Origin of the sequence: Caenimonas sp. SL110 (assembly GCF_001044395.1) — a bacterium.
GTDB lineage: Bacteria > Pseudomonadota > Gammaproteobacteria > Burkholderiales > Burkholderiaceae_C > Ramlibacter.
The window spans coordinates 18,409-41,567 of sequence record NZ_JANU01000019.1 but is presented as its reverse complement, the minus strand read 5'-3'; the positions used below and the strand labels follow the sequence as shown (position 1 = coordinate 41,567).

Genomic DNA, 23,159 nt, shown 5'->3' with positions numbered 1-23,159 from the left:
TGATGCAGCATCACATCAGGCCGCAGCAGGAGCTGCAGGCTTTGCCGCGGCGGCTTGCTTGATCAGGCGCTCGACGGTCGGGGAAGCCTGTGCACCAACACTGCGCCAGTGGGTCAGACGGTCCTGGGCAATGCGGATGCTTTCTTCGCCGCCACGTGCGATCGGGTTGTAGAAACCCAGGCGCTCAATGAAGCGGCCATCGCGGCGGGTACGCTTGTCGGCGACCACAATGTTGAAGAACGGGCGAGCCTTGGAGCCGCCGCGGGAGAGTCGAATGACGACCATGATTTATCCTTGGGTGGAGGGAGAAAATCTCCCCCATGTATCTTTCCAGCGTTGAGACACGCGCTATGGCCACCCGGCCAGCGACACGCTGTAGAGCCCGCCATTATAGCCCGCGCGAAAGTTATGCCCACCATCCGCCCCAGCGAAGACCGCGACCTTGCCGCCATCACCGCGATTTATTCCCACCATGTCCTGCATGGCACGGGCACCTTCGAAACAACGCCCCCTACCCAGGATGACATGGCCGCCAGGCGCGCCGATGTACTGTCCAAAGGCTTGCCTTACCTGGTCGCCGAAGAAAACGGCCAGGTGCAGGGCTTCGCGTACTGCCAGTGGTTCAAGCCACGGCCGGCTTACCGGTTTTCGGCCGAAGACTCCATCTACCTGCATCCCGATGCCGCCGGAAAGGGGTTGGGCAAGCAACTTCTGGCCGTGCTCAGCGCACAGGCTGAAGCGGCTGGCGTTCGCAAACTCATTGCCGTCATCGGCGATTCGGCGAACCTCGGTTCGGTCGGCGTGCACCGGGCACAGGGATTCAGCCACGTCGGCACCCTGAAGGCCTGCGGCTGGAAATTCGACAAGTGGCTGGATGTGGTCCTGATGGAAAAACCTTTGGGTGAAGGCGACACGACGCCTGCGACGACTGAAATCCGATGAAAAACAAAACTGTGGCGGCCTGGCTGTCTTTTCTGGGTGGCCCGCTCGGATTGCATCGCTTCTACCTGCGCGGATTCGGTGACCTGCTCGGCTGGTTACTTCCGATCCCTACGGCCCTGGGTCTTTATGGCGTCCAGCGCCTGCAGCAATTCGGCGTGGACGACCCCTGGAGCTGGGCATTGATTCCGTTGCTGGGATTCAACATTGCCGGCTGCGCGCTGATGGCGATCATCTACGGACTCATGACGCGTGAACAATGGAACAGCCGCTTCAACCCCGGGGTCGATACGGAGGCGCCAGCCGGTGCAACGAGCTGGGCGACGATTGGCGCAGTCGTTTTTTCGCTGTTGTTTGGCACCACCGCCCTGATGGCCAGCATCGTCTTCAGTTTCGAGAAGTACTTCACCTACCAGGTGGAGGAAGGCCGCAAGATCTCGCAGTAATGGCTACAGCCGCGCGTTACCACATGATTCCATGCACGTTTCGCATTGGGACGGATTGACACCCTGCGCTAGCCTGAAATGTCCATTCACCCAACCAGGAGAAACGAAATGGACACGGCCCACAAGGCTCGCGCCAACGCCATCGAAATCCGCAGCGCAGAACCATCCGACGCAGCGGCTATTTCAAGCCTGATCGGGCAGCTCGGCACTTTTGAAGGCCTGCTGCAGACACCGGATGCGCCCATTGCATCGAGACTCGAGTTCCTGACCAAGGTCGAGCCGCATTGCTGCAAGCTGGTGGCTGTCGCAGGCGACGAAATCGTCGGCCAGGCGGCCTTGCACGTGCAGGGGCTGGCACTGCGCCGGATGCATGTTCGCGCCCTGGGCATCGGCCTGCACCCTGCCTGGCAGGGTCGGGGCATCGGTCGGCAGCTGATGACCCGCCTCATCGACTGGGCGGATAACTGGGCCGGTGTGCTGCGAATCGAACTTCACGTCCATGCCGATAACGACCGCGCGATGGCGCTCTACAAAGCAATGGGATTTGTGCAGGAGGGTTTGCACAAGGCATATTCGCTCAAGGGCGGCCGCTACGTGGACAGTTATTCCATGGCGCGGATGCATCCGAACCCGCCTCGCATCTGAGCCGATCAGAAAATCTGCAGGCTGACCCAGTAGGCAATCGCCGCCACGAAAGCGCTTGCCGGAATGGTGAATATCCACGCCCAGACGATGTTGCCCGCCACGCCCCAGCGCACCGCGCTGGCGCGCTGCGTGGAGCCCACGCCGACGATGGCTCCGGTGATGGTGTGGGTAGTCGACACCGGGATGCCAAGTCCTGTTGCCAGAAACAGCGTGATCGCACCGCCGGTCTCCGCGCAAAAACCACCGACCGGCCGCAGCTTGGTGATCTTCTGCCCCATGGTTTTCACGATGCGCCAACCGCCGAACATCGTCCCCAGACCGATTGCCAGATAGCAGGAATAGATCACCCAGCTTGGCGGCATCTTGTCGGTTTGCGCGACGTAGCCGGTCGCAATGAGCAGCATCCAGATGATGCCGATGGTCTTCTGGGCGTCGTTACCGCCGTGACCCAGGCTGTAAGCGCCTGCAGAAACCAGCTGCAATCGCCTGAACCAGCGGTCCACCCGCGATGGCGTTGCCCGCCGGAACAGGTGTGCCACCAGCACCATCATCAGCGAACCGAGCAAGAACCCCAATGTCGGCGAAACGAGAATGAAGATCACGGTCTTCCAGATGCCGGCTGAGATCAGCGAGCCAGCGCCCGCCTTGGCAATCACGGCACCGACGATGCCGCCGATGAGCGCATGCGACGAGCTGCTGGGGATACCCCACCACCACGTCAGCACATTCCAGACGATCGCACCGACGAGCGCACCGAAGATCACGTGCGTATCGACAACGCCCGGCTCCACGATGCCTTTGCCCACAGTGGCCGCAACGCTCAGGTGAAACACGCCAATCGCCAGCACGTTGAAAAAGGCAGCGAACAGCACCGCCTGAGCCGGCTTGAGCACACCCGTCGAAACGACGGTCGCAATCGAATTCGCGGCGTCGTGAAACCCGTTCATGAAGTCGAACAGCAGTGCCAGAACAACCAGCAGGATCACCACCCACAGTGCAGCTTGCGTCGCTTGCATTGACGTCTGGCCCCGCTATCAGGAGTGCTCGAGGATGATGCCCTCGATCACGTTGGCCACGTCTTCGCACTTGTCGGTGATCGTCTCGAGCAACTCGTAGATTGCCTTGAGCTTGATCACCTCGCGCACATCGGGCTCTTCTCGAAAGAGCTTGCTCATGGCCGAGCGCATCACGCGGTCGGCATCGGACTCGAGCTTGTCGATCTCTTCGCAGGTCTTCAGTGCCGCCTCCGCGGTAGCCGGGTCGGCGAGCTTGCCGATCATGTAGACAGCTTCTTTCAGGCGGTCGCAGCAGCGCACGCTCAAGTCTGTCAGGCGGGTGATTTCTTCATTGACCGCCCGAACGTCATAAAGGGCCATCGTCTCGGCCGAATCCTGGATCAGGTCGGCCACGTCGTCCATCGTGTTGATCAGCTTGTGGATCTGGTCGCGGTCGATCGGTGTGATGAACGTCTTGTGCAGCAGCCGGTTCACCTCATGCGTCACGCGGTCGGCTGCGCGCTCGGCCGTGTCGACATCGCGGTTGTACTGCTCGCGCAGGTGCGGGTCGTTGTAATTGGCAACCAGCTGCGAAAAAGCACGCGCCGCTTCGACGATCTTGTCGGCGTGCTGGTTGAACATCTCGAAAAAGTTGCCTTCGCGCGGCAGCAATTTGCCAAACAGCATTGCTGGCTCCTGGTCTGTAGGGGGTCGGTCGGGAATTGCGGCGAGTGTACCGTGGGCACCTGATCAGCCCCCACGAAAAATGAAATACACGGCGCCCACCATACATAGGCCTGCCCACAGGTAATCGAGCTTGAGCGGCTCGTCCAGGTAGTAGACCGCGAAGGGTACAAACACCGCGAGCGTGATCACTTCCTGCATGATCTTGAGTTGCCCCACCGAGAACCCCGCCTGCTGGAAGCCGATCCGGTTGGCGGGCACCTGCAGCATGTACTCTGCGAATGCGATGCCCCAACTCACCAGGGCTGCGATGTACCAGGGAGCGGTTGCCAGGTTCTTGAGATGGCCGTACCACGCCATGGTCATGAAAACATTGGAAGCGACGAGCAGCAAGATGGACTGCAGCGAAAGCGGAATGGAAGCAAGCAGATTCATGGACAGATTATCGGAAACGCTGGTGCATGTTGACGAGCACCTGATCATTTTCGACAAGCCCGCCGGCCTGCTGTGCGTTCCGGGACGCGGCGCGGACAAGCAGGATTGCCTCTCGGCACGAGCGCAGGCGGCTTACCCCGATGCCCTCGTGGTTCACCGCCTGGACATGGCAACCTCGGGCCTGTGCCTGATGGCGCGGGGCGCGGCGATGCAACGAGCCCTGAGTGCGATGTTCGCGGACCGCGAGATAGACAAGTGCTACGAGGCCATCGTCGCAGGCCATCCGCAGCCGCCAGAGCCCGGAGGTTGGTCTCTCATCGACCTGCCGATCGCGGCCGACTGGCCGAATCGCCCCCTCCAGATCATTGACCTGCACGCAGGCAAACCGAGCCAGACCCGCTGGCGCCTGGTTGGCCGGGAAGACGGCAACGCGAGCCGGCTCGAACTGGAACCGCTCACAGGCCGAACCCACCAGCTGAGGGTGCACATGAACGCAATCGGCCATCCGATACTGGGCGACGCCCTCTACGCACGGCCCGACGTGCAGGCCCTTGCGCCCCGATTGCTGCTCCACGCGCGGGAACTGGCATTCCTCCATCCGGGCACCGGGATCCCCGTCCGGTTCAGCAGCCCAACACCTTTTTGACCATGACCGGAACCCCGCCGCCTCCCGGGAATCAGACCGCAGCCAACGGAGAAACGCGCTTGAACCCAACCATGCACCCCCAACGCCCCACAGGCCCCACTCGTCGCAAAGCCGCGATTGCGCTCATTGCGATGCCCGCCATCTGGACCGGCGCGCGCGCCCAGCCGGCCCAACCCCTGCGCGCAACGCCCTCGCAAACCGAAGGTCCGTTCTATCCGGTTGCCCTTCCAAAGGATTCGGACTTCGACCTTTTGCGCAATGGCGCGCTCGCGTACGGGCGTGGCCAGCCATCGTGGGTCGAAGGCGTTGTGACCGACCTGCAAGGCAAGCCCGTCGCGGGTGCGCAGGTTGAAATCTGGCAATGCGACGAAGCCGGCCACTATCACCACCCCGGCGACGGCGGCAAGGCGGATGCCGCGTTCCAGGGGTTCGGGCGCGTCACCGTCGCAGCCGATGGCCAGTACCGGTTTCGCACGATCAGGCCTGCCCCCTACAGCGGCCGCACGCCGCACATCCACGTGAAGGTCAAGCTCGGTACACGCGAACTCCTCACCACGCAGCTGTATGTGGCGGGCGATCCGGGCAACGAGCGCGACTTCCTCTGGCGCAGCCTGGGCGCGCAGGCGCGCAGCGCGATCACCGTACCCTTTGCTCCCGGCAGCGACGGCCTGCGAGCCAACTTTCCCATCGTGGTCGCCACATAGACGCCGGCCTGCGGCTACGATGCCGCATGAGCAAACATCTCACCATCATCACGGGCGCGTCACGCGGAATGGGCCTGGCGATGGCCGAACAACTGCTGGCCGCCGGGCACGACCTGTTGTGCATTTCGCGCAAGCACAACGATTCTCTCGGGGCGCGGGCAACCGGCAACGGCCAGCGCTGCGACCAGTGGCCGGTTGACCTGGCAGAACCGCAGCCCGCCGCCGCACGGCTGCAAGCCTGGCTCGCAGCCCAGCCTGCGACCACGTACGAATCGGTCACCCTCATCAACAACGCAGCCCTCCTGCCTCGCGCGATGCCGACCGGCGCCCTGGATGCCGCCGAAATCGCGCAGGCGATGCGCGTCAACCTCGAAGCACCGATGCTGCTCACATCCGCGTTCCTGCGGGCCACGCAGGCGTGGACCGGCCAGCGCAAGGTCCTCAACATTTCATCGGGCCTGGGTCGCCGCGCGATGGCGTCGCAAGGCCCGTACTGCGCAGCCAAGGCGGGGCTGGACCACTTCACCCGCTGCGTGGCGCTCGAAGAAGCGGGGCAGCCCAATGGCGCGAAGGTTTCCTCGCTGGCGCCGGGCGTCATCGATACCGACATGCAGATCCAGCTGCGCAGCGGTGACGCATCGCAATTTCCCGACGTCGGCAACTTCATCGGCATGAAAGCCAACGGCGCCCTCAGCTCCCCCGCCGATGCCGCAGCCAAAGTGCTGGGCGTCCTCGCGCGGCCCGACTTCGGAAGCAATCCGATCACGGACGTGCGCGACTGACACTGTTTCGACGCTACCATCACGATTCAAATTGCCATCCACGGAGAAGCGACATGTCTGAGTTGACACAGAACCACAAGGAAAAGCTGATGGGCGACCTGAAGCTTGTGATTGCCGATGCCGAAGAGCTGCTCAAGCTCACCGCCGGCCAGGTCGGCGACAAGACCACCGAGATGCGGCTGCGCATGCAGGCTCGCATGGAGCAGGCCAAGGCCGATCTCGCAAAGGTGCAGGAAATGGCAGTCGTGCGCGTCAAGGACGCAGGCATGGCCGCCGACAACTATGTGCACGACAACCCCTGGCACGCTGTCGGCATCGCTGCCGGTGTTGGCCTGCTGTTCGGCATGCTGATCGCGCGCCGCTGAACGCAGGCGCATGAGCGAGTCGGACTCGCCGCGCGGGCTTTTCGGGTCGCTGCGCCAGTTGATGGCCACGGCCCTGGAAATCGGCCACGTGCGGCTTCAACTACTGGGCAACGAGCTCGAACAGGAAAAGCTGCGCATCTTCGACGGGCTGATCCTGGCGGGCGTGGGCCTGATGCTGCTGTCGGTCGGCACGGTGCTGCTGTGCGGGTTCATCATCATGCTGTTCGCCGAGGGCTACCGGCTGGCGGCACTCGCGGTGCTGACCGTTGCCTTCATCGGCGCCGGCATCCTTGCCATGCGCGCGGGTGGCGTGCGCATGCGCGGCACGGGTCACATGTTCCAGGCGACGCTCGGCGAAATCGCTGACGACCACGGCGCGCTGGTGGCTAGCCCACAAGAGCGTCCATGATCTTCGCCCAGCGGCGCATCGAGCTGGAGGTCAGGCGCGCGCAGCTTGTCGCGCGAAGCCGCACGCTGCGTGCGCAAGTTGCGCAGCTGTCAGGTCCGATTTCAAAGCCATTTGCCATTGCCGACCGCATCGGCGCGGGCATGGGATGGCTGCTGGCGCATCCGTGGTGGCTGCTGGCAGCCGTGACCGTTCCACTGGTGATGCGCCCTGCGCGCGCTATCGGTGCAGCAACGCGGATCTGGGCCGGTTGGCGCATCTGGAAAAAGACAATGCGCCTGGTGCGCTCACTGACCTGAGTCCTGGAAGCCGCCGCTGCGGCAGGTCACCACCAGCGTATCCCGAAAGCCGTGTGCCCCCAGCGGCTGGATCGGCGTCGATTCGTGGATCACGCGCTCATCGTCCAGCAACAGAAGGCTCCAGGGCTCGGTCAATGTGAAACGCTGGCCTGCGGGACCTGCCGCCTCGAACACGCGTGTCTCGCCACCCTTGATGGCCTCGCGTCCCACCAGAAAGACCGCGACCAGATCCACGCCATCACGGTGCGCGCCTTCCGGTGTCGGTCGCCCGATACCGCCGTCAGTGTCAATACGAAACTGGTGCGCCTCGACAAACCAGGGCTGCTCGCCCTTGAGGTCGGAACTCACTTCACCCAGAGCGATGAGCAGACCGTTCCAGGCCGGTGAATGAATCACATGGCGGTCGATGGGTTCGAACCAGCGCTCCATGCCGCCATGCAGGGCGTTGTATTCCACGGGTTGCCAATGCGCGCGATGCGCAACCTGGGTGACCTGCCCTCCCTCGACAACAAAACAGGAGTGGCGGCGGCGCCGGTAATGACCGCCATCCTTCAGGTATTCGTCCGGTGCGAGGTCATCCCAGCTTGCGCGCAAGGCATCGAGACTGGCCTGGTCGCAGTTCGCAATCTCGCAGACGGCACGCGGGCTGATGACGGCGTAACCCTGACGCCGCATCAGTCCGGGTAGCTGCTCGGGGTAGGTGTAAGGCGGCTCGAGGATCATGCAGCGAGCATACCAACCGGGGCACCCGATGCGCTCACGGCTCGATCTTCACGCCCTTCCAGAAGGCAACGCGGTCCCTGACCATGTCGGCCTCGGGTTTCGGATCGGGGTAATACCAGACCGCGTCGGTGTTCATTTCACCGTTGACCAGCAGCGAGTAATAGCTGGCCTGACCCTTCCACGCGCAGCTCGTGTGGTGATTGCTGAACGTGACGTGCTCGCGTTTGAGCGAGCTCGCAGGAAAGTACAGGTTGCCTTCGACTGCGACGGTGTCGTCGCTCTCGGCAATGACAGTGCCGTTCCAGATTGCCTTCATGTCGTTCTTTCAAAAAGAGCCCGCGCGACCTGCTGGTTCAGCGCGGCGCATGCAGCCAGTGCACGCTGAAAAGCCGATTCTCGTCGGTCCAGACCGCACCTGCGCGAAAGCCCGCCCTTTCAGCCAGCTCGCGCAGGCCGTCAATGGTGAACTTGTACGAATTCTCGGTGTGCCAGGCTTCGCCTTCGTCAAATGCAAAGCGCTGACGGCCCAGCGACACTTCCTGGCGGCGCCTGCTCACCAAGTGCATCTCGATGCGGCGCAGCGGTGCGTTGTAGAACGCGCTGTGATCGAAAGCGTCGAGATCGAAATCGCAACCCAGCTCACGGTTGGCGCGCGCCAGCAGATTGCGGTTGAAGGCCGCAGTCACACCTTGCGAATCGTTGTACGCAGCGTGCAGCACTGCCGGGTCTTTCACGAGATCGGCGCCCAGCAGCAATGCGCCACCACGCAGCACCTGCCCTGCGACCTGCAGAAAATGCAGCGCCTCGGACGGCGTGAAGTTGCCTATCGTCGAGCCGGGGAAAAACCCCACGCGCTGCCCTGCGCCCGCCAGCGGCGCGGGCAGCAAAAGACGCTGCGTGTAATCGGCGATCACCGGCTGCACATCGAGACCCGGGAAGTCGCGCTGCAGGTCGAGCGCCGACTGCGCAAGATGTTCGCCAGAAATGTCGATAGGCATGAAGCGCGCCGGCTGCTCCATCGCATCGAGCAACAAACGCACCTTGCGCAGCGACCCCGCCCCGAACTCCACGATCTCGGCGCGCGGACCCATGTGCGAAGCGATCTCGGGGGCGTGGTCCGCGAGGATGCCCAGCTCGGTGCGCGTCGGGTAGTACTCCGGCAAGTCGCAGATGGCGTCGAAAAGCTGGGAGCCTTGCGCGTCGTAGAAATACTTGGGCGAAATCACGCGCGGCGTGTGCGACAGCGCGGCCTCAATGTCCCGGCCGAATGCAGATTCGCCAGCGGCTGCCTGCAGCGCATCAGCCGACTCACGGGGCCGTTGAACAGCGATCGATGCCGGGTTCAACATGCAGCGTCCTTTGCCAGGCGCACGCCCGAAAACTGCCAGCGCGTGGCCGGCGGGAAGAAATTGCGATAGGTCGCACGCGTGTGGCCGTGCGGCGTTGCGCTGCTGCCGCCGCGCAGCACCAGCTGGCTCACCATGAACTTGCCGTTGTATTCGGCCACGGCCCCGGGGTTCGGCTTGAACCCTGGATACGGGTCGTACGAGGATCGCGTCCATTGCCAGGCGTGACCCGTCATCTGCGTCACGCGGCCATGCTCGGGCGCGCTCAACGCCGCCTCCCACTCGAACTCTGTAGGCAGCCGGGCACCCGCCCATAGCGCGTAGGCGCACGCTTCGTAAAAGCTCAGCTGCGTGACTGGCGACGCGTGATCAAGTGGCCGCACGCCTGCCAGGCCGAACACCTGCCATTCGTCAGACGGGGCTCGCGGATCACCCGGCGCTATCCAGTAGATGGGGGCCTTCCAGCCGCCGGCTTGCACCGCCGCCCAGCCATCGGACAACCACAGCGACGCACGCTCGTAACCGCCGTCGGCAATGAATGCAGCGTACTCACCGCAGTTCACCAGACGATCCGCAATCAGGTACGGTGCAAGCAAGGCCTTGTGCCGGGGGGTCTCGTTGTCGAACGCAAAGCCCTCGCCTGCATGACCCACATTGACGATGCCGCCGGGATGCGAAACCCAGTCGATACCCGGCTTCCCATGGACCAGGCGCAGCGACGGCGCATCAGGTGCTGCGTGCGCAAGCGTTGACGCTGGAGAGTCCGCCGCTAAGTACGCCGTCGAGTACGCCGGCAAGAGCGGATTGCAGGAAAACGCATGAAGAATGTCGGTGAGGATGAGTTCCTGGTGCTGCTCTTCATGGTTGAGCCCCAGCTCAACCAGCGTGCATGAATGCGCCCATGTCTCGTCGTCTGCCGTTTCCATGAAGCGCAGCATGGCCCGGTCGACATGGCCGCGGTAAGCCATGACCTCATCGTGCGACGGACGTGTCAGCAGGCCGCGATGCGGGCGCGGATGACGCGGGCCGAGGGACTCGTAATACGAATTGAAGAGATGAAAAAAACGCTGGTCGAAGGGCTCGTAACCGGGGTCATGGCTCGACAGGACCACGGCCTCGAAGAACCAGGCCGTGTGCGCCAGATGCCACTTGGTGGGACTCGCATCGGGCATCGATTGAATGCACTGGTCCTCAGCCGAAAGCGGCGCGGCCAGCGCACAACTGCGACCGCGCACTCGCGCAAAGCGTTCTGCAAGCTCCGCGCGGCCAAGTCCGGGCTGCGCCGTTGCCCGATCGGCCGCAGCCGATAAGGGGAACGCGGGCACGCGAGAAAGCTGCTGTATTTGACTCATCTCATCTGTCGTTTCCACTCGAAATTCATTACAGCACAAGCAAGTGAAAACTGTACGCACTCACAGGCCGGAAAACCGCCCTGCAAGCGCGCTACTGACACATTTCAAATGCTGAGCTGGCGCCGTGTCACGTTCGCTACCTCATCGGGGCAGCAGGGCAATTACGATGCGCCGATGACTGCCACCACCAACATCACCAATCACCAGGTCCGCCTGGCCCAGCGACCAGTGGGCAATCCCACGCGCGACAACTGGAGCTTCACCGCCGAACCTGTCGCCGAGCCCCCTGCCGGCGGCGTGCTTGTCAAGACGCTTTCGCTGTCGCTCGACCCCGCCATGCGCGGCTGGATGAACGATGCAAAGAGCTACATCGCGCCGGTGGCCATCAACGAAGTGATGCGTGCAGGCGGCATCGGCAAAGTCATCGCATCGCACAACCCGAAGTTTGCGGTCGGCGATCTGGTCTCGGCGGCATTGGGCGTGCAGGAATACGCCGCATTCACCGAAGAAGAAATCAAGCGCAGCGGCATGTTCAGGATCGATCCGCGACTGGGCACGATAGCGCAGTGGCTCAACGTGCTCGGCATGCCGGGCATGACGGGGTACTTCGGACTGCTCGATGTGGGCCATCCCAAGCCGGGCGACACGGTGGTTGTATCGGGCGCTGCCGGTGCGGTGGGCCAGACCGTGGGGCAGCTGGCAAAGATCAAGGGCTGCCGCGTCGTGGGCATTGCAGGCGGACGCGCCAAGTGCGACTGGGTGGTCAATGAGCTGGGCTTCGACGCCTGCATCGACTACAAGGCAGGCAGCGTAAAAGCCGGGCTCAAAGAACACTGCCCCAAGGGTGTCGATGTCTACTTTGACAACGTGGGCGGCGAAATCCTGGACGACGTGTTGGCGCGGCTTGCACGCGGCGCGCGCATCGTGATCTGCGGTGCGATCAGCCAGTACAACAACACGACTGCGGTGCAAGGCCCGAAGAACTACCTGTCTTTGCTGGTCAATCGCGCCAGCATGCAGGGCATGGTGGTGTTCGACTACACCGACCGGTTCCCTGTCGCGGTGGCAGAGCTCGCTGGCTACCTGAAGGACGGACGCATGAAAAGCCGCGAAGACATCGTCCAGGGCCTGGAGACCTTCCCGGACGCATTGATGAAGCTGTTCACCGGCGAGAACTTCGGCAAGCTCGTGCTGCAGGTCGCTGCCGACTAAGCTGAACGCGCAAGTCCTAGACGCGCGAGTTGCGGTTGGCTTCGTTCACGTTCACCCAGAACTCGTACATCTGCCCCATCTTGCGGCGCAGCTCGTCGTAGTCCAGCGACTTGCGCACAACGCTGTTGGCGCCCGCCTCGTAGCAACTGTCGAGCGCTTCCTTGTCGGATGACGCGGAAAGCATGACCACGGGCACCGACTGCGTCAGCGGGTCATCGCGCATGGCCTTGAGCACCTCCAGGCCGTGCATGCGCCGCAGCTTCATGTCCAGCACCACCAGGCGGGGCTGCTTTCGCGCATCGCGGTCCTTGTGCGGCCCGCGACCCAACAGGTATTCGATGGCTTCCACACCGTCGTCAAAAGCCAGTATCCGCTGGGGATCACAGGACTCCTGCAGTGCGGCAACGATCAGCTCGCGGTGGTCGGCGTTGTCTTCGACCAGGACGATGGCAACGTCCGCCATCAGATTGCGCCCGTCGGATGGGCCGGGTCCACCCACAGCAGGTTCTCCGGTTTTTCTGCCGGCTGATGCGCATCACTCATTCTCGGTACTCACAGTCATACAGCTTCCCAACCGCATCATCCTAGTCCAATGCGGCGTAGACGAGGTGACGAAACATGTTGCGGAAAAAAATTCGCTGATTTGGTGCCTGCGTGAGCAGCATCGCAAACACATCTTCGGCAGGATCGACCAGGAATGATGTGCCGCCGATTCCGCTCCAGTAGTACAGCCCGGGAGAGCCGGGCTGCGGACCGAGCCCCGTGTGCGTGCGCACCGCAAAGCCCAGGCCGAAGCCATGCCCCGCCGGCAGCATGTCGCCCAGCGCGGGAATGCCGCCCAGGTGATCGGAGGTCATCCATTCCACCGCTTTGCGCGAGACGATTCGCACGCCGTCCACCATCCCGCGATTGCGCATGAGCTGCAGGAAACGGATGTAGTCGGCGGCTGTGCCGAACAGGCCGCCGCCGCCGGACTCATAGGCCGCATGTTCGCGGTAGTCGAGCATCACCACCGGTGTGCCGGTATCGGGGTCATTCGCAAACGGCTCCACCATGCGCGACCAGTCTTTTTCCGGCACGTTGAACGCCGTGTCCTTCATGCCCAGCGGATCAAAGATGTGCTGCTTCAGGAACTCGCCCAGGGGCTGCCCCGAAGCGACTTCCACGACGGCGCCCAGCACGTCGGTGGCCCGGCTGTAGAACCAGCAACTGCCGGGCTGGTAGGCGAGCGGCAATCCGCCGAATACCTTGCTGAACTGCGCATTGGTGCGTGAGCGATCGGTGACGTTGGCAGCGGTGTACAGCTTCTGCACCGCGCTCTCGCCGAGAAACTCGTAGGAGAAACCGGCCGTATGGCGCAGCAGGTCATGGACCGTGGGTTCGCGCACCGCAGCATCGAGCCTGACGACTTCGCCGCCCTCTTCCACCGCGACCTTCTGCCCGGCAAACTCCGGCAGGTACTTCGAGACCGGGTCCACTGGCTGCAAGCGCCCCTGCTCCATCAGCATCACCGCGGCCAGCGACACCAGCGGCTTGGTCATCGAGTACATGCGAAAGATCGCGTCCTCGCGCATCGGCGAACCTGCAGCCGGGTCCTGCGCGCCCAACGTGTCGAACATCTCCACATGCCCGCCGAGCGCGACCACTGCAATCGCGCCGGGGATTCGTCCCTTTTCGATGTTGGCCTGCAGGATGCCGCGCATGTTGGCCAGCGCGTTGCGATTGAGGCGGCCCATCAGCTGTACCTCTTTCGCGCGAGCGCCGCGCCCTCGCCCAGTGCCTTCAACTTGGCCAGCGCCACCTCGCGGCTCATCGGTGCCAGGCCGCAGTTGGTGCAGGGAAACAACCGGTCCTTCGCGACGAACTGCAGCGCCGTGCCAATCGTGTCGGCCACCTGTTCAGCGGTCTCGATTTCATCGCTGGCCACATCGATCACACCGACCATCACGTCCTTGCCTTCCAGCAACTTCATCATGTGCGGCGGCACATGCGAGTGATAGCACTCCAGGCTCACCTGGTTGATGGCGCTTTTCGCGAGCGCGGGAAAGACCTGCTCGTACTGCTTCCACTCGTCTCCCAGCGTTTTCTTCCAGTCGTTGTTGGCCTGTATGCCGTAGCCGTAGCAGATGTGCACGGCGGTCGTGCAGGTCAGGCCCTGCGCCGCGCGCTCCAGCGCCTTCACGCCCCACTCGGCGGCGTCCTTCATGTACACATTGAAAGCGGGCTCGTCGAACTGGATGATGTCCACGCCATCGGCCTGCAAGGCGAGCGCTTCCTGGTTGAGCAACTCGGCAAACGCAAAGGCCAGCTTGACCTTGTCGCCGTAGTAGTTGTCGGCCACGGTGTCCACGATGGTCATCGGGCCGGGCATGGTGAACTTGAGCTTGCGCGTGGTGTGGGCACGAGCCAGCTGCGCCTCGAAGGCGTGCACGCGCCCCTTGAGCTTCAAGGGCGCGACCACCTGCGGCACCATCGCGTCGTAGCGGTTGTCGCGGATGCCCATCTTGACCTTGTGATCGAAGTCGATGCCTTCGACCTGTTCCAGGAAACCATGCACGAAGTGCTGGCGCGACTGCTCGCCGTCGCCCACGATGTCCAGGCCCGCGTCCTCCTGGGCCTTGATCCACAGCAGCGTGGCATCGGCCTTGGATTGCCGCAGCTCATCGCCCTGCGACTTCCACTGCGGCCAGAGCTTTTGTGTTTCTGCGAGCCAGGCCGGCTTGGGCAGGCTTCCCGCGATACAGGTCTCGAACATGGACATCCTTTCGGTGCTTGGAATTTTGTGGGCTCGCATAATCATCCCATGACCCCGGCACCCGCACACAACAAGCCCCGCATCGTGATCATCGGCTGCGGATTCGGCGGACTCGAAGCCGCCCGCACCCTGCGCCGGGCCGACGTGGACATCACCCTCATCGATCGCACCAACCACCACCTGTTCCAGCCCCTGCTCTACCAGGTCGCGACTGCGGGCCTGTCGGCCCCCGCGATAGCCGCCCCGGTGCGGCATCTCTTTCGCGACCAGCCCAACGTCACGACGCTGCTGGGCGAAGTCAGCACCGTCGATGCAGCGGCGCGCCAGGTGACGCTGGCGGACGGCCTTGTGCTGGGCTACGACCACCTCATCGTGGCGGCCGGCGCGACCCACAGCTACTTCGGGCGTGATGAATGGGAGCAACACGCACCCGGGCTCAAGACGCTGGACGATGCATTCGAGATACGTCGCCGCCTGCTGCTCGCATTCGAGGAAGCCGAAAAGCAGGACGACCCCGTACTGCGAGCCGCATGGCTCAATTTCGTCGTGATCGGAGGCGGCCCGACCGGCGTTGAAATGGCCGGGACGATGGCGGAGATTGCGCGGCACACACTCTCAGGTGAATTCCGCCGGATCGATCCGGCCACTGCCCGGATCATCCTGCTCGAAGGCGGGCCTCGCGTCTTGCAGGCGATGCCGCAATCGCTCAGCGAACGCGCCACCGAACAGTTGCGCAAACTCGGTGTCGATGTGCGGCTGGACGCGCGCGTCACGTCCATCGACGGCACGCGGGTCCAGGTGCAATCGGGCAGCTCCGCCGGGCAAACATACGACATCGAGACGCGCTGCGTGGTGTGGGCTGCCGGTGTGGCCGCCTCACCGCTGGGCAAGCAACTGGCCGCGCAGCTCGGCCTTGAAACCGACCGCGCGGGGCGCCTGGCTGTCTTGCCGGACCTGAGCCTCCCCGGCCGCCCCGAGATCAGTGTCATCGGGGACCTCGCTGCGGCAAAAAGTCACGAGCCCGGCGGCGGCGAGCCCCGTTCCGTGCCCGGCGTCTCACCCGGTGCCAAGCAGATGGGCCGCTGCGCCGCAGCCAACATCCTGCGACGCATCCAGGGCAACCAGACCGTAGCTTTTCACTACAAGGACTACGGCAACCTCGCCACCATCGGGCGCAATGCGGCGGTGGTCGATCTCGTGTCGCCTCTGGGCAATTTCAGGTTCAGCGGCTATCCGGCGTGGCTGTTCTGGCTGTTCGCGCACATCTATTTCCTGATCGGATTTCGCAACCGTATCGTGGTGCTCATCGACTGGGCGTCAGCCTACTGGAGCAAGCAGCGCTATGCGCGTGTCATCGCCGATCTTTCGGATCAGGCGCCAGCTCACCAGCCACCCCACAGGCCGACCCAACCGACCCAGCTGTAGGCCGAACCGGGCGGACATGTTCGGTCCTGCGCCGACACACGGCGGCGCCTGGCGCGGCCATTGTGGAGACCGATGCGACATCCACCTCAATCATCTGCTGCAAGTGCCACGCGCTGCGTGACCGTCATTGCGAACGGCACAGCCGGGCAAGGTTGCACGCAAGGCTGGGTCAGGACTGTGGAGCAAACCTGTCGCCATTTCGGCCTGACAGCCGATGTGCGGCTGGTGCAATCGGGCGACGACATCATGCGCACCGCCCACGATGCGCTGGCGCGTGGTGCTTCGACCATCGTGGCCGCCGGCGGCGACGGAACCGTGAGCGCGATCGCAGCAAAGGTAGCCGGAACCCATGCTTGCCTGGGCGTCTTGCCGATGGGCACGCTCAATCACTTTGCCAAGGACCTGGGCATCCCGCTCGAACTCGAAGCCGCCATCGAAGCGCTGGCGGGGGGACGCGAAATATCCGTGGACATCGGCGATGTGAACGGACGCACCTTCATCAACAACTCCAGCCTGGGCCTGTACCCCGACATCGTTCGCGACCGCGAACAACAACGCCGCCGGATCGGTCGCGGCAAATGGGCGGCTCTGCTGTTTGCTTCGCTCAACGCGGCGCGCCGCTACCCGGTGCTCCAGCTGCGCATCGAAGTGGACGGCAAGCCCATCACGCGCCGCAGCGCATTCGTCTTCATCGGCAACAACAACTACACGATGGAAGGCTTTGAAATCGGCGAGCGCGCACGCATCGACGAAGGTGTGTTGAGCCTCTATGTCACCCAGCGCATGGGTCGCTTCGGACTGTTGGGGCTTGCGATCCGCGCCTTGCTGCACCGGCTGCGCCAGGCGCGGGACTTCGACATGGTCAAGGCCGCAACGCTTGTCGTGGATGCACCAGGCCATCACATGCGCGTCGCCACCGATGGCGAGGTGACGTTGATGGAAACCCCGCTGCATTACCGCATCCGGCCCGGCGCGCTGCGCGTGATCGTGCCTGCCACCCAGTCACCCATTGAGGGAAAACAACCATGAGAACGCTTGCTCACCTGTCCGACCTGCACTTCGGAAAGATCGATGCCCAGTTGCTGGAGCCGCTGCGCGCACGGCTGGAGCACATTGCGCCCGACCTGCTGGTCATCTCGGGCGACCTGACCCAGCGTGCTAAAAGCGGCCAGTTCGAGCAAGCACGCGCCTACCTCGACACCCTGCCGCAGCCGCTGCTGGTGGTGCCGGGCAATCACGACGTCCCGCTCTACAACGTGGTGCGCCGGTTCGTGAACCCGCTGAAAAATTACAAGGCGCACATCACTGACGACCTCTCGCCCTTTTATGCCGATGACGAGATTGCAGTGGCCGGCGTCAACACCGCGCGCTCGCTCACATTCAAGGATGGGCGCATCAACGAAGAGCAGGTCGCTGTCCTGCGCGAACGGTTCGCGCAACTGGACAACAGCATGACCAAGATCGTCGTCACGCATCACCCGTTCGACCTGCCCGAAGGCGAGGACAACGACGACCTGGTGTGGCGAGCCGAGATGGCCATGGAAGCATTCGCGGGATGCGGCGCGGACCTGCTTCTTTCGGGGCACATGCATGTGAGCCACGCGGGCAACACGGCCGATCGTTACGCGCTGCACGGCTATGCGGCGCTGACGATACAGGCCGGAACCGCCACGTCAACGCGTGGCCGCGGCGAAACCAATTCATTCAACGCCATCCACATCGACGGCGGCAGCGTCGAGCTGGAGCGCTACAGCTGGGATGAAGGCGCGATGGACTTTTGCATCACGTCGCGAATGACCTTCGTGCAGGAGTCGGGCAGCTGGGTAGAAAAGAAGGCGGTTGCAGCCTGACGTTGGTTGTCATGCCGGACTCGATCCGGCATCCACCGCGAAGCGGCAGCTGCGCTTGAACAGAGATGGATTGCGGATCAAGTCCGCAATGACAGCCTCTGTAGGGCCTTCAGGGCCCGAGGGCCGTGCCGCACTGCTGGCAGAACTTGGCCTCCGGCCCGTAACCGGTTGTGCCGCAGCTCTCACACGAACGCGCAAGCACAGGCGGACGCGAATGCCGGCGAACTGCCATCTCGGCAGTCACGATACCGGTGGGCACGGCCAGTGTCCCCCAACCGATCAGCATCATCACCGAGGCAATCAGGCGACCGAAATCGGTCTTGGGCGTGATGTCGCCAAAGCCCACCGTGGTGATGGTGGTGATGGCCCAGTAAACCGATGTCGGTATGTCCTTGAACCCATGCTCCGGCCCCTCCACCACATAAAGCAGCGTGCCCAGAATCAGGGCCACCATCAGCACCGCTGAAAGGAACACCATGATCTTGCGGCGGCTCGCCACCAGCGCCTCGGTCATCACCTGGTATTCGGAGATGTAGGCCGTGAGCCGGAAGATCCTGAAGATGCGCAGCAGTCGCAGGATTCGCACATCGATCAGCGCGTGCAGTTCGGGAACGAACAGCGCCAGGTAAGTCGGCAGCACGGCGATCAGGTCCACGATGCCGAAGAAGCTGCGCGCATACCGCAGCGGTTTGTCGACAGTGGCGAGCCGCGCCAGATATTCCAGCGTGAACAGGATGGTGAAGCCCCATTCCAGCGAAGTGAACACCAGGCGGTGCCGCGCATGCAAGGCCTGCACGCTATCGGCGATGACCACCATCACGCTGAGCAGGATCGCCGCGACGATGACCTTGTCGAACAGGCGCCCTGCCGGCGTGTCGCTCTCGTAGATCACGCGATAGGCATGAAGCCGCCACCCGCCCTGGGGACGGCCATAAGGATCAGGAATTTCAGTCGCCATTTAGAGGCGATTGTGCACGTCCGTCGCGGCGATGGCCGCCTGCCCTGCGGCAACATTGATCTGGTTCAGGCCCACCGCCACATCGCCCGCCGCATACAGGCCAGGCACAGTGGTCTGGTAGTGCTCATCGACTTCGAGCTGGCCGTCTTCCTGCGCCTGCGCGCCCAGCGCGGTCGCCAGCTGCGAGGCGTGCGTCAGGCCCAGCGCCGGATACAGCACATCGAATTGCAGCGTCTGGCCGTCGTGCGTCTCCACTCGAACGCCCTCGCCCGGTGTGCAGCGAATCGCGCGCGGATGTCCGTCGGCAATCTTGATTTTCAAGGCCTCCAGCCGCGCGAGTTCAGCGGGCGGCACCGCCTGCCGCGACCCCATCGACAGCCATGTCACCGTGTTGCCGAACCCGGCCACAAAAGCCGATTCGCGCAGGCCGTGAACCTCGCGGCCCATCACGGCGACGTGCTGGCCCTGCGTCTCGAAACCATCGCACACCGGACAAAAACGAATCTGCCCGGCCTTGAGCGAAGGCTCCAGGTCTTCGATATCGGGTGCGATGTCGCGCGCGCCCGTCGCCAGGATCACCTTGCGGGCACGAAACACCTGCGAGCCGGCGTACGCGACAAAGCCTTCGCCTTTGCCTTTTTCATCGCACTCCAGCCTGTCGACGCGGCCCTGCACCTGCTCCACGTCAAAGCGCGACGCGTGGTCGCGCAGGCGCTCCAGCAGGTCGGAGCCGGCAACCCCGTCCGGAAAACCCAGCACATTGCGCGACTTGGGGATCATCCACAGGCGGCTTTTGCCGTCGTCGACAACGAGGACCCTGCGCCGGAAGCGCCCCAGGTACATGGCCGCCGTGAGGCCGGCTGCGCCGCCTCCGATGACCAGGCAATCCAGAATCTCGCTGCCAGGACTTTGCAAGGCCATTGCGCCGCCGCTCATGCAGCCGCGCGCTCCTTCGCACCATCGAGCGCCAGCGCGACTGCCGCGCCCAGCGAATTGATGTCGAAGGGCTTGCGAAGGATGGCGGGCTTGCCCGCGAGCCGCTCGACAGCGGCCATGTCGGCATAGCCGGTCGCCAGGATCACAGGCAGATCGCTGAACATTTCGCGGGCACGCGAGATGACCTCTGCGCCGGTCATGTCGGGCATCGCATAGTCCACCACCAGCACGTCAGGCCGGGACCGCGCCATTGCGGCGAGTCCCTCGGTTCCGTTGGGCGCTTCGGTCACGGCATAACCAATCAGGCCCAGCGATTCGACGATCACGTTGCGCACATCCTCGTCATCCTCGACGACCAGGATGTTGTGCATGTTGGCGCGCTCGGGCAAGCGCGGTGCCACAGCCGCTTCGCTGAGTGTTACCTCGTCATCGCTGGCTGCAGGAAACAGCATCTCGACAGTAGTGCCCACACCGAGTTCGCTTCGGATGAATGCCAGGCCACCCGATTGCCGCGCGAAGCCGTACACCTGGCTCAGGCCCAGCCCGGTGCCGCTACCGGTCGGCTTGGTCGTGAAGAACGGATCGAACACCTTGCCCAGCAGCTGGGGCGCAATGCCCGCGCCGTTGTCGCTCACGGTGATGACCACATAGTCACCGGCCTTGACCTGCTCTTCGTCCAGCGCGAGGCTTTTTGCGCAGGTTGAAATCTTCAGCTTGCCTCCCTCGGGCATCGCATCGCGCGAGTTCACCGCAAGATTGAGCACTGCCATCTCCAGCTGGCTCGGGTCGACGACGACCGCCGCCCGCTCTTCGCACAAGTCGAGCTCGACCTCGACGGCAGAGCCCGCCGATATCTCCAGCAAGTCCTTGATCCCCAGCAGCAGCTTGTTCACATGCGTCAGGCGCGGCGATAGCGACTGGTTTCGCGCAAACGAAAGCAGCTGCCCGGTGAGCTTGGAGCCCCGCTTGGCGGCGCTCTTGGCGCGCTCGACCACCGGCTTGACCTTCTCTTCCTTGGCGTACAGGGTCACCAGCTCCAGGTTCATGTTGACCACATGAAGCAGGTTGTTGAAATCGTGCGCGATGCCGCCGGTGAGCCGGCCGATGGCTTCCATCTTCTGGGCCTGGATCAGCGCGGTCTGCGCCTTCTCGCGCTCGGAGATTTCCTTCATCAGGCGGTTGTTCGCTCCGGCCAGTTCGCGTGTGCGCTCTTCGATGCGTCCTTCGAGTTCGCCGTTCAGCCGCTCGACTTCGGTGCGCGTGCGTCCCAGTTCTTCCAGGTGCTGACGGGTCGCGTACTGGCGCTTGCGCTGGCGCACGGCAGCATCCGCAGCGCTGGCCAGCGTCTGTGCATTGAGCGGACGCTCCAGCAGGATCACGTTGCCCAGGCTGTGCAGGCTGGCGATGGCCTGCGCGGTGCGTCCGCTCGATCGCGGCGCCGCCAGGACGATGAATGGAAAGTCGGACCACGAAGCCTGGCTTGTCAACCAGTGGGAAATGGTCTGGAAGACGTGTTCGTCACGCAGCGCTTCTTCGGTGAGGATGGCCGCGGCGGCGCTCGCATCCAGTTCGCGGACCAGCTGACTCGCGTCGGGGCAGACCACCACCTTGTGACGGTTTCCGACCACGCCCTCGATAACGGACGCATCCCGGCCTAGCGGGGCGTGAACAAGTATTCGAAGTTCCATCAGGCCTGCGTCGCCACGGCGGGGGCATCCCCGAGCATGGGGATGATGCCCTTGTATGACGGCACGCCCGAAAGCACCCCTTCAAAATCAGTCAGCGCTTCGCCCAGTTCGACGCCCTCCGGCCCGAGCCGGAACTCGCGAATGGTGCGCTCATGGTTGCTGGTGCGGCTCTTGACCACGGAAATCGCCTTGAGCAGGTTCCCACGGGCTTCAAAAAACCGGAACAGAACCAGGCCGTCGCTCAGGTAGCTCACATCGACATCCGCGCGCATTTCTCCCACCAGCCCATGCAGGCCCAGCACCAGGATCGTGACGATCTGCTGCTGGTTCAGGTAGGTCAGCAGCTCATGCATTTGCAGCAGCAGGTGCTTGTCGCCCGACATGGCTTGCAGGTAGGCATTGAGACTGTCGATCACGATGGTCTGCGCCTTGCGGTCTTCTACCGCGCTCTGGACCATGTTGGCGAACTGGCCGGGCGACACTTCCGCCGGATCGAGCGGATGGATCTCCAGCTGTCCGTTGTCCAGGTACTCGTCGATGCCCAGGCCGAGCGCGCGGGAGCGAACCAGCAAGGTGCCAAGGCCTTCGTCAAAGAGGTAATAGGTGGCGCGCTCGCCCCGGTCCAGCGCCGCCTTGACGCAGGCAATGGCAGTCGTTGTCTTTCCGACGCCCGACGGTCCTGTGAACAGGGTGTTGCTGCCGCGCGGCAAACCGCCACCGAGCAGCTGATCCAGGTCCACATTGCCGCTGGCCGCGATCACGCTTTCAAAGTTGCGCCTGTGCTCCGCCGCCACCAGCCGCGGGTAGACGCACAGGCCGCCCATCATCAGGTTGAAATCGTGCTCGCCACCGCGAAATGAAATGCCGCGCATCTTGAGCACGCGCATGTGCCGGCGCTCGGGGCCATATTGGTCCACCGACTGCTCCAGCGAAATCACGCCGTGGGCAATGCTGTGCAACTGCAGGTCGTCCTGCGAAGCGCTGCGGTCGTCGAGCATCAGCACCGTGCAGTTGCGCGCGGCAAAAAAGCTCTTGAGCGCCAGCACCTGGCGGCGATAACGCAGTGGGTTTTGCGCCAGCATCCGCATCTCGGACAGACTGTCGAACACGACCCGGCGCGGCCGCAGCCGCTCCACCGCAGCCATGACGCCGCGCGTCGTTTCACCAAGCTCGACTTCGGACGGGTGCAGGATCGACTGCTCGGCATCGGGGCTGAGCCCCTCCATCGAGATCAGTTCAAAAACCTCCACACCTTCCAGCGACCAGCCGTGGGAGGCAGCGACGGTCTGCAGCTCCGTTGCTGTCTCGGACAAGGTGATGTAGAGCCCGCGCTCCCCATCCATGACGCCGCGCCGCAAGAACTGCAGGCCCAGCGTGGTCTTGCCAGCACCGGGCGTTCCTTCAATGAGATAGAGGTGATTGAGCGGCAAGCCGCCGCCCAGGATGTCGTCGAGCCCTGTCACGCCGGTAGATGCCCTCGGCTGCTCGGGAGGGGTGGCGGTGTAGGTACTCTGGGTCATCAGTATTTCGTAAGTCGCGCTGGTCTTGACGAATGCTAGGGCTTGAGT

General features: G+C 63.6%; 28 protein-coding genes. 13 read left to right on the top strand and 15 right to left on the bottom strand.

Annotated elements, in window-relative coordinates; all coding sequences use genetic code 11:
- Positions 1–15 precede the first annotated feature (15 nt).
- The gene (gene rpsP, locus AQ12_RS11730) at positions 16–285 is read right to left on the bottom strand and encodes a 30S ribosomal protein S16 (protein WP_048440101.1); all 270 of its coding nucleotides are present in this window, start codon (positions 283–285) and stop codon (positions 16–18) included.
- Positions 286–408: 123 nt separating this feature from the next.
- On the opposite strand from rpsP, the gene AQ12_RS11725 reads away from it, so the two are divergent.
- The 3 genes from AQ12_RS11725 to AQ12_RS11715 all read left to right on the top strand — a co-directional run bounded on the left by AQ12_RS11725 (position 409) and on the right by AQ12_RS11715 (position 2,030).
- The gene (locus tag AQ12_RS11725; RefSeq protein WP_048440100.1) at positions 409–942 is read left to right on the top strand and encodes a GNAT family N-acetyltransferase; all 534 of its coding nucleotides are present in this window, start codon (positions 409–411) and stop codon (positions 940–942) included.
- Positions 939–1,385 (top strand): TM2 domain-containing protein, encoded by a 447-nt coding sequence (locus AQ12_RS11720; RefSeq protein WP_048440099.1) that lies wholly within the window; start codon positions 939–941, stop codon positions 1,383–1,385. The genes AQ12_RS11725 and AQ12_RS11720 overlap by 4 nt, the downstream gene beginning before the upstream one ends.
- Before the next feature lie 108 nt (positions 1,386–1,493).
- Positions 1,494–2,030, top strand: coding sequence for a GNAT family N-acetyltransferase (locus tag AQ12_RS11715; RefSeq protein ID WP_048440098.1), 537 nt, complete (start codon positions 1,494–1,496; stop codon positions 2,028–2,030).
- 5 nt (positions 2,031–2,035) lie between these two features.
- Here the strand turns inward: AQ12_RS11715 and AQ12_RS11710 are convergent, their stop codons facing one another.
- From AQ12_RS11710 to AQ12_RS11700, 3 genes are all read right to left on the bottom strand, one after another.
- Positions 2,036–3,046 carry an inorganic phosphate transporter gene (locus tag AQ12_RS11710; protein WP_048440097.1) on the bottom strand — a complete coding sequence of 337 codons (1,011 nt, stop codon included), beginning with the start codon at positions 3,044–3,046 and terminating at the stop codon, positions 2,036–2,038.
- Positions 3,047–3,064: 18 nt separating this feature from the next.
- The gene (locus tag AQ12_RS11705; protein WP_048440096.1) at positions 3,065–3,712 is read right to left on the bottom strand and encodes a DUF47 domain-containing protein; all 648 of its coding nucleotides are present in this window, start codon (positions 3,710–3,712) and stop codon (positions 3,065–3,067) included.
- Positions 3,713–3,775: 63 nt separating this feature from the next.
- A complete protein-coding gene (locus tag AQ12_RS11700; protein ID WP_048440095.1) occupies positions 3,776–4,144 on the bottom strand; it encodes a DMT family protein in 369 nt (122 codons plus the stop codon).
- Between AQ12_RS11700 and AQ12_RS11695 the strand changes: the two genes are divergently transcribed.
- From AQ12_RS11695 to AQ12_RS11670, 6 genes are all read left to right on the top strand, one after another.
- Positions 4,143–4,790 carry an RluA family pseudouridine synthase gene (locus AQ12_RS11695; RefSeq protein ID WP_152682771.1) on the top strand — a complete coding sequence of 216 codons (648 nt, stop codon included), beginning with the start codon at positions 4,143–4,145 and terminating at the stop codon, positions 4,788–4,790. The genes AQ12_RS11700 and AQ12_RS11695 overlap by 2 nt on opposite strands.
- 131 nt (positions 4,791–4,921) lie before the next feature.
- On the top strand, positions 4,922–5,494 hold the full coding sequence (locus AQ12_RS11690) for a protocatechuate 3,4-dioxygenase (RefSeq protein ID WP_048440129.1): 573 nt from the start codon (positions 4,922–4,924) through the stop codon (positions 5,492–5,494).
- Positions 5,495–5,520: 26 nt separating this feature from the next.
- Positions 5,521–6,276, top strand: a complete 756-nt coding sequence (locus AQ12_RS11685; protein ID WP_048440093.1) for an SDR family NAD(P)-dependent oxidoreductase — start codon at positions 5,521–5,523, stop codon at positions 6,274–6,276.
- Positions 6,277–6,329: 53 nt separating this feature from the next.
- The gene (locus AQ12_RS11680; RefSeq protein ID WP_048440092.1) at positions 6,330–6,641 is read left to right on the top strand and encodes a YqjD family protein; all 312 of its coding nucleotides are present in this window, start codon (positions 6,330–6,332) and stop codon (positions 6,639–6,641) included.
- Positions 6,642–6,651: 10 nt separating this feature from the next.
- The gene (locus AQ12_RS11675; RefSeq protein WP_048440091.1) at positions 6,652–7,050 is read left to right on the top strand and encodes a phage holin family protein; all 399 of its coding nucleotides are present in this window, start codon (positions 6,652–6,654) and stop codon (positions 7,048–7,050) included.
- Positions 7,047–7,346, top strand: a complete 300-nt coding sequence (locus AQ12_RS11670) for a YqjK family protein (RefSeq protein ID WP_048440090.1) — start codon at positions 7,047–7,049, stop codon at positions 7,344–7,346. Before AQ12_RS11675 ends, AQ12_RS11670 begins: the two co-directional genes overlap by 4 nt.
- Here AQ12_RS11670 and AQ12_RS11665 read toward each other — a convergent pair.
- The 4 genes from AQ12_RS11665 to egtB are packed head-to-tail and all read right to left on the bottom strand — an operon-like array spanning position 7,335 to position 10,767.
- Positions 7,335–8,069, bottom strand: coding sequence for a 2OG-Fe dioxygenase family protein (locus AQ12_RS11665; RefSeq protein WP_048440089.1), 735 nt, complete (start codon positions 8,067–8,069; stop codon positions 7,335–7,337). The two genes, AQ12_RS11670 and AQ12_RS11665, sit on opposite strands and share 12 nt — an antisense overlap.
- 34 nt (positions 8,070–8,103) lie before the next feature.
- Positions 8,104–8,385 (bottom strand): DUF427 domain-containing protein, encoded by a 282-nt coding sequence (locus tag AQ12_RS11660; RefSeq protein WP_048440088.1) that lies wholly within the window; start codon positions 8,383–8,385, stop codon positions 8,104–8,106.
- 37 nt (positions 8,386–8,422) lie between these two features.
- Positions 8,423–9,418 (bottom strand): L-histidine N(alpha)-methyltransferase, encoded by a 996-nt coding sequence (gene egtD / locus AQ12_RS11655; protein WP_048440087.1) that lies wholly within the window; start codon positions 9,416–9,418, stop codon positions 8,423–8,425.
- Positions 9,412–10,767: an ergothioneine biosynthesis protein EgtB gene (gene egtB / locus AQ12_RS11650; RefSeq protein ID WP_082151552.1), complete on the bottom strand. Its 1,356-nt coding sequence runs from the start codon at positions 10,765–10,767 to the stop codon at positions 9,412–9,414. Before egtB ends, egtD begins: the two co-directional genes overlap by 7 nt.
- A gap of 174 nt (positions 10,768–10,941) precedes the next feature.
- Here egtB and AQ12_RS11645 point away from each other — a divergent pair, with 174 nt between their 5' ends.
- On the top strand, positions 10,942–11,979 hold the full coding sequence (locus AQ12_RS11645) for an NADP-dependent oxidoreductase (protein ID WP_048440128.1): 1,038 nt from the start codon (positions 10,942–10,944) through the stop codon (positions 11,977–11,979).
- Between the two features lie 16 nt (positions 11,980–11,995).
- On the opposite strand, the gene AQ12_RS11640 is transcribed toward AQ12_RS11645, so the two are convergent.
- The 3 genes from AQ12_RS11640 to AQ12_RS11630 form a co-directional block, all read right to left on the bottom strand.
- Positions 11,996–12,442, bottom strand: a complete 447-nt coding sequence (locus tag AQ12_RS11640; RefSeq protein ID WP_048440085.1) for a response regulator — start codon at positions 12,440–12,442, stop codon at positions 11,996–11,998.
- 121 nt (positions 12,443–12,563) lie between these two features.
- Entirely contained in the window at positions 12,564–13,715 is a 1,152-nt protein-coding gene (locus AQ12_RS11635; RefSeq protein ID WP_048440084.1) for a serine hydrolase, read from the bottom strand.
- Positions 13,715–14,734 carry a methionine synthase gene (locus tag AQ12_RS11630; protein WP_082151558.1) on the bottom strand — a complete coding sequence of 340 codons (1,020 nt, stop codon included), beginning with the start codon at positions 14,732–14,734 and terminating at the stop codon, positions 13,715–13,717. The genes AQ12_RS11635 and AQ12_RS11630 overlap by 1 nt, the downstream gene beginning before the upstream one ends.
- A 48-nt stretch (positions 14,735–14,782) precedes the next feature.
- On the opposite strand from AQ12_RS11630, the gene AQ12_RS11625 reads away from it, so the two are divergent.
- The 3 genes from AQ12_RS11625 (at position 14,783) to AQ12_RS11615 (ending at position 18,009) form a co-directional block, all read left to right on the top strand.
- Complete coding sequence (locus tag AQ12_RS11625; protein ID WP_048440082.1) at positions 14,783–16,159, top strand: NAD(P)/FAD-dependent oxidoreductase; 1,377 nt, start codon at positions 14,783–14,785, stop codon at positions 16,157–16,159.
- A 72-nt stretch (positions 16,160–16,231) separates the two neighbouring features.
- The gene (locus tag AQ12_RS11620) at positions 16,232–17,188 is read left to right on the top strand and encodes a diacylglycerol kinase family protein (protein WP_048440081.1); all 957 of its coding nucleotides are present in this window, start codon (positions 16,232–16,234) and stop codon (positions 17,186–17,188) included.
- Entirely contained in the window at positions 17,185–18,009 is an 825-nt protein-coding gene (locus AQ12_RS11615; protein ID WP_048440080.1) for a metallophosphoesterase, read from the top strand. Before AQ12_RS11620 ends, AQ12_RS11615 begins: the two co-directional genes overlap by 4 nt.
- Before the next feature lie 109 nt (positions 18,010–18,118).
- Here AQ12_RS11615 and AQ12_RS11610 read toward each other — a convergent pair whose 3' ends face one another.
- The 4 genes from AQ12_RS11610 to AQ12_RS11595 are packed head-to-tail and all read right to left on the bottom strand — an operon-like array spanning position 18,119 to position 23,111.
- Positions 18,119–18,967, bottom strand: a complete 849-nt coding sequence (locus AQ12_RS11610; protein ID WP_048440079.1) for an ion transporter — start codon at positions 18,965–18,967, stop codon at positions 18,119–18,121.
- Positions 18,968–19,903 (bottom strand): NAD(P)/FAD-dependent oxidoreductase, encoded by a 936-nt coding sequence (locus tag AQ12_RS11605; RefSeq protein ID WP_082151551.1) that lies wholly within the window; start codon positions 19,901–19,903, stop codon positions 18,968–18,970. It lies immediately after the preceding gene.
- Positions 19,900–21,591 carry a response regulator gene (locus AQ12_RS11600; protein WP_048440078.1) on the bottom strand — a complete coding sequence of 564 codons (1,692 nt, stop codon included), beginning with the start codon at positions 21,589–21,591 and terminating at the stop codon, positions 19,900–19,902. Before AQ12_RS11600 ends, AQ12_RS11605 begins: the two co-directional genes overlap by 4 nt.
- Positions 21,591–23,111, bottom strand: coding sequence for an ATPase domain-containing protein (locus tag AQ12_RS11595; RefSeq protein ID WP_048440077.1), 1,521 nt, complete (start codon positions 23,109–23,111; stop codon positions 21,591–21,593). Before AQ12_RS11595 ends, AQ12_RS11600 begins: the two co-directional genes overlap by 1 nt.
- Positions 23,112–23,159 lie beyond the last annotated feature (48 nt).